Origin of the sequence: Glycomyces arizonensis DSM 44726 (assembly GCF_000482705.1) — a bacterium.
GTDB classification, from domain to species: Bacteria; Actinomycetota; Actinomycetes; order Mycobacteriales; family Micromonosporaceae; genus Glycomyces; species Glycomyces arizonensis.
This window is the reverse complement of the sequence record NZ_AXWO01000046.1, coordinates 1-5254: the sequence shown is the minus strand read 5'-3', so window position 1 is coordinate 5254 and position 5254 is coordinate 1. Positions and strand designations below refer to the sequence as shown.

Here is a 5254-nt window from a genome sequence, read left to right as displayed (position 1 = left end):
CCGGTTATCCGAGGGTCCATTGCTGGTTGGTGCCCCCGTGGCAGGACCACAGGTGGACCAGGGAGCCGTTCGCGGTGCCATAGCCCTCCACATCCAGGCAGAGCCCGGACTGGGCGTTCGTGATCGACCCGTCGCCGTTGAGGTTCCATTTCTGGTTGGTCCCGCCATGGCAGTCCCAGATGATCGCCAACGTCCCATCGGCCGTACCCGCACCCTCGGCATCCAGGCACTTGTTCCCGTACACCCGCAACTCACCGGCATCGGTGTACGTCCACTGCTGATTCGAACCGTTCCAGCAGTCATAGATCTGCAACTGCGTCCCGTTCGCCGTCGACTGACCCGGCACATCCAGGCACCGGCCCGAACCCGTCCCGGTCAGATGACCCGACTCACCGGTACCACCACCGTCATCATCGCCGCCACCGTCACCGCTGTTCAGCGCGTCGAGCACGGCGTAGTACGCCTCCTTCTTCTGGTAGTTGCCGTCGAGCAGCAGCGGGGTCTCGTCGCCGCGCCACGAGTGCGCGTCGGTGATGCCCCAGGTGGTGATGCCGTTGCAGCGCTCGACGGCCATGCACGCCTCGGTCACCTGGCGGTACACGTTCGCCTGCGCGCCACCCGAGCCGCCGACGTCGAGCTCGGTGATCTGCACGTTGATGCCGATGTCGGAGAAGCGCTGGAGGTTGGCCTGGTAGCTGCTCATGTCGGAGTTGGAGGCGAGGTGGGACTGGAAGCCCACGCAGTCGATCGGCACGCCGCGCGACTGGAAGTCGCGCACCATGTTGTAGATCGCGGTGCTCTTGGCGTTGATGCCGTCGGTGCCGTAGTCGTTGTAGCAGAGTTTGGCGTTCGGATCGGCCGCGTCGGCCGCCCGGAAGGCGTCCGCGATCCAGTCGTTGCCGAGTTGCTGCTGGAGGTTCGACTGGCGGCGGCTGCCGTCCCACAGGTACGCCTCGTTGACCACGTCCCATGAGGCGATGTCGCCCCTCCAGTGGCCGGCGACTCCGGCGATGTGGTCGAGCATCGCGTTGCGCAGGTCGTTCCCGCCCAGGCCCTGAGCCCATCCGGGCTGCTGTGCGTGCCAGACGAGGGTGTGGCCCCGCACCTCCATGCCGTGGCTCTGGGCATAAGAGACGATCTGGTCGCCGCCGGAGAAGTTGAACTGGCCCCGGTTCGGTTCGGTGGCGTCCCACTTCATGGCGTTCTCGGCCACGACCGAGTTGAAATCGGCGTTCAGCGCGGACGAGTAGGCCCCGTCATTGAGGAGGTTCGGGACGACGGCCGCGCCGAAGTACCGGCCGGACTCGGCGGCCGAAGCGCCGAGCGTCGAAGCGGCCTGGGCCGGACTGGAGGACACCACGAAGGCCGTGGCCGCCGCCGTGCAGGCGACCGCGGCGGTGGCGAGGGCCGACCAGAGGCGGCGCCGTCTAGGTGGACTGATGGTCATTGCGAATCCTTTGCTTTTCGGAGACAGGAGGTCAGTTGAGGTTCCATTGCTGGTTGGTGCCGCCGTGGCAGGTCCACAGGTGGACCGGTGAGCCGTTGGCGGTGCCGTAACCCTCCACGTCCAGGCACAGTCCGGATTGGACGCTGGTGATGGTGCCGTCGGTGTTGAGGGTCCATTGCTGATTGGTCCCGCCGTGGCAGTCCCAGATGATCGCCGCCGTGCCGTCGGTCGTGCCGTTGTTCTCGGCGTCGAGGCATTTGCTCCCGTAGACCCGCAGCTCACCGGCGTCGGTGTAGGTCCACTGCTGATTCACCCCGCCGTGGCAGTCCCAGATCGCCAGCTGCGTGCCGTTCTGGGTCGAGGCCTCCGGCACGTCCAGGCACCGGCCCGAACCCGCGCCGATCAGCCGTCCGCTCTCCGTGCCGCCGCCCTGGCCGCCGGGGGTCAGGTAGACGGCGTAGGCGTCGGTCGACTGCTGGAACGTCAGCGGCACCGTGACCGAGCCGCCCGCGATGCTCATGTCCTGTTCGAACACGATCTGCGGCGTGCTCAGCGGCGCCTGCTCGGGCATGCGCTTGACGGTGACGTGGACGTTCCCATCGACGGCGAGCCAGGGCGTCGACGACAGCCCGTCGAAGGTGACGGAGGTCGATCCGGTGCGCCCGTTGATGTCGCCGATGACTGCGACGGCCCGCTGCGCGTCGCTGTCCTTGGACGCGGCGATGGCCGTGCCGCCCACCTGTTCCGAGGTGTCGACCAGCGTTCCGGTCATGTCGGCGTACGCGCGCATCGTCCACCACAGGCCGGTCGGCCGCCAGGTGCCGCCGGTGTCGGTGAGGATGCCGGTCAGGTTCGGCGTCAGGCAGCAGTTCCAGTTGCCGCGCAAGGCGTTGGTGTAGTCGGATTGGGCGAATCGTGCGAGGTACCAGGCGAGGACGTTGGTGGTCTGCATGCCCGCGGGCTGGTACTCGTTGGCGGACATCGGGAGCGGCTCGATGCCGTTGGCGGCCAGGGCGTCGAGCGTGGCCTGGCCGACGCTGACGGGGTCGTCGATCTCGCCCAGGGTGTGGTTGGCGATCCAGTCGGGGAGGGTGCCGGCGGCCTTGGTGTGCTGCAGCCAGGTCTGCCACTGCTGCGGGCGGCGCTCGGGGGTGTAGGCGAACGACGGGCCGAGGACGTCCGCGTTCGGATCGACGCGGCGGATCTCGCGGACGGCGGTGTCCCACATCTGGAAGTACTGCGGGCTGTTGACGCCGCGCGTCCAGAAGATGTCGATGTCGGGCTCGTTCCAGATGTCGTACGACATCGGCATCCCGGTGTCGCGCAGTGCCGTCGCGACCGTGGCCACGAAGTCAGCCCAGTTCGAGCAGTCGCCGTTGTCGCACGGGTACCTCGTGTCGGCCCCCTGGCCGCCGAACGCGCCGTAGACGTCGCTCAGGATGACCTGGTACTGCGCCTCGTACGGCGGGGCGGTGAAGCGCTCGGCCTGGTCGGTGATCGAGTCGATGATGGTCTGAGTGGCCGGGCCGTACCGGTAGCCGTCCTCGATCCAGCCCCGGGTCATGTGCCCGCCGGCGCGGAAGGCGTTCATGCGCAGGGGTTCGAGGAGTTCGTCGGTCGGCTGCGAGCCGTCGCCGGTCACGCCGTACAGGAACCCCAGTCCGACGCCGGTCGCCGGACCGGTCTCGGTGGCGAGGTCCACGTTCAGCGCTGATTGGGCCCGGCTCTCACCGGGGGTCGCCACCAGGACGGCCAGCGCCAATGCCAGCGCCGCGGCGATCGCCGTCGCGGTGCCGCCTCGTCGTGTTATCGCTCTCAATGTCATGGTCGCTCCACGCGTCGCGAGATCAATGGAAGAGGTGGTCGCCTGCGCTCCGAGGGCATCGTGCCGCGAAGGGCGGAGTTTCGGCGGGCGCGGTCGTCGGTGCCGGGTGGCGGCCTTGCCGGTTCGGGACTCCGGGAACAGCGGTCATCGAAATTTTCGAAGGACAGGCAGAAAATTGTGTGCTTGGAACTATAGACGGAGTTCGATATCTCGTCAAGCCGTCGAAGCGGATCGACTCGAAACGCGGCGAAGCGACCAGGGGCTGAAGCGCTCGATGCCCGCGGCGGGGCGGATCCTCGACGGGCCGGTCGAGGTGGTTGAAGATGCATCGACCTATTTACATATCCGAAGTTGTCTGGTTATCCTGATCTCCGAGTCCCGTATTTTCGACGGGTATGCAGAAACTTTCGGAGGCCGACGTGATTGTGAACGGTAACCTAACGCTCGGCCGCGACCAGAAAGGCACCCCACGATGAAGTTGTCCACTGTCCGACTGCGGATCGCGTCGCTCGTGATCGCGCTGGTGGCCGCCGTCGTCGCGGCCACCCTCTCCGCCGCAGCCGATCCAACGCCCTCCCCGGCACAGGCCCAAGCGTTGCCCGGCTCGTTCCAGTGGAACTCCAGCGGACCGCTCATCGGGCCCAAGCCCGACGGCTCCCACAGTCCCGACGGGATCAAGGACCCCACGGTGGTGTACTACGGCGGCGAGTACCACGTGTTCGCCAGCATCGCGAGCTCGGCCGGCTACAACCTGATGTACACGCACTTCAGCGACTGGTCCCAGGCGGGTTCGGCTTCCCACTACTACCTCGACCGGTCCGGCATCGGCGGCGGCTACCGCGCCGCCCCCGAGGTCTTCTACTTCGCGCCGCAAGGCCTGTGGTACCTGGTCTACCAGGACGGCAACGCCGCCTACTCCACCAACCCGGACATCTCCAACCCGGCCGGGTGGAGCGCGCCGAGGCACTTCTACTCCTCGATGCCCCAGACGATCCGGGACAACATCGGAAACGGCTACTGGGTCGACATGTGGGTCATCTGCGACTCGGCCAACTGCCACCTGTTCTCCTCCGACGACAACGGCCACCTCTACCGGTCGCAGACCTCGGTGTCGAACTTCCCGAACGGCATGAGCGAGCCCGTCATCGCCATGCAGGACTCGAAGTACGCCCTGTTCGAGGCCAGCAACGTGTACAAGGTGGAGGGCACGAACCAGTACATGCTCATCGTCGAGGCGATCGGCTCGAACGGCCGCTACTTCCGCTCCTGGACCTCTTCGAGCATCTCCGGACCGTGGAACGCCCTCGCCGACAGCGAGAGCCACCCGTTCGCCGGCAAGGCGAACGTGTCGTTCCCGTCCGGACGGTGGACGAACGACATCAGCCACGGTGAGATGGTCCGCACCGTCGTCGACCAGACGCTGACGGTGCCGTCCTGCGACATGGAGTACCTGTACCAGGGCCGCGACCCGAACTCCGGCGGCGACTACAACAGCCTGCCGTGGCGGCTCGGCCTGCTCACCCAGACCAATTCGAGCTGCGACGGTGGTGGTGATGACGGTGGCGGCGATGATGACGGTGGTGGTACCGGTGAGTCGGGTCATCTGACCGGGACGGGTTCGGGCCGGTGCCTGGATGTGCCGGGTCAGTCGACGGCGAACGGGACGCAGTTGCAGATCTATGACTGCTGGAACGGTTCGAATCAGCAGTGGACGTACACCGATGCCGGTGAGTTGCGGGTGTACGGGAACAAGTGCCTGGATGCCGAGGGTGCGGGTACGGCCGATGGGACGTTGGCGATCATCTGGGACTGCCATGGCGGGACCAACCAGAAATGGAACCTCAACGGCGACGGGTCGATCACGAACGCCCAGTCCGGGCTCTGCCTGGATGTGGAGGGCTATGGCACCGCGAACGGCTCCCTGGTCCACCTGTGGTCCTGCCACGGGGGCACCAACCAGCAATGGACCCTCGGATAACCGG

Annotated in this window: 3 protein-coding genes and 1 pseudogene; 2 read left to right on the top strand and 2 right to left on the bottom strand. The window is 66.7% G+C overall.

What is annotated here, in order from left to right:
* Positions 1-4 precede the first annotated feature (4 nt).
* Entirely contained in the window at positions 5-1447 is a 1443-nt protein-coding gene (locus H613_RS0120525; protein WP_026925253.1) for an endo-1,4-beta-xylanase, read from the bottom strand.
* Between the two features lie 31 nt (positions 1448-1478).
* Positions 1479-3272 (bottom strand): RICIN domain-containing protein, encoded by a 1794-nt coding sequence (locus H613_RS0120520; protein ID WP_051393627.1) that lies wholly within the window; start codon positions 3270-3272, stop codon positions 1479-1481.
* 574 nt (positions 3273-3846) lie between these two features.
* Here H613_RS0120520 and H613_RS32700 point away from each other — a divergent pair.
* Positions 3847-4812, top strand: a pseudogene (locus H613_RS32700) (glycoside hydrolase family 62 protein); the annotation flags it as partial.
* Complete coding sequence (locus H613_RS32695; protein WP_439330253.1) at positions 4786-5250, top strand: RICIN domain-containing protein; 465 nt, start codon at positions 4786-4788, stop codon at positions 5248-5250. The pseudogene H613_RS32700 and the gene H613_RS32695, both read left to right, overlap by 27 nt.
* Positions 5251-5254 lie beyond the last annotated feature (4 nt).

Excerpts from the sequence above, each read along its gene's own strand:
- H613_RS0120520 (WP_051393627.1), bottom strand. The coding sequence starts at position 3,272 with ATGACATTGAGAGCGATAACACGACGAGGCGGCACCGCGACGGCGATC.
- H613_RS0120525 (WP_026925253.1), bottom strand. The coding sequence starts at position 1,447 with ATGACCATCAGTCCACCTAGACGGCGCCGCCTCTGGTCGGCCCTCGCC.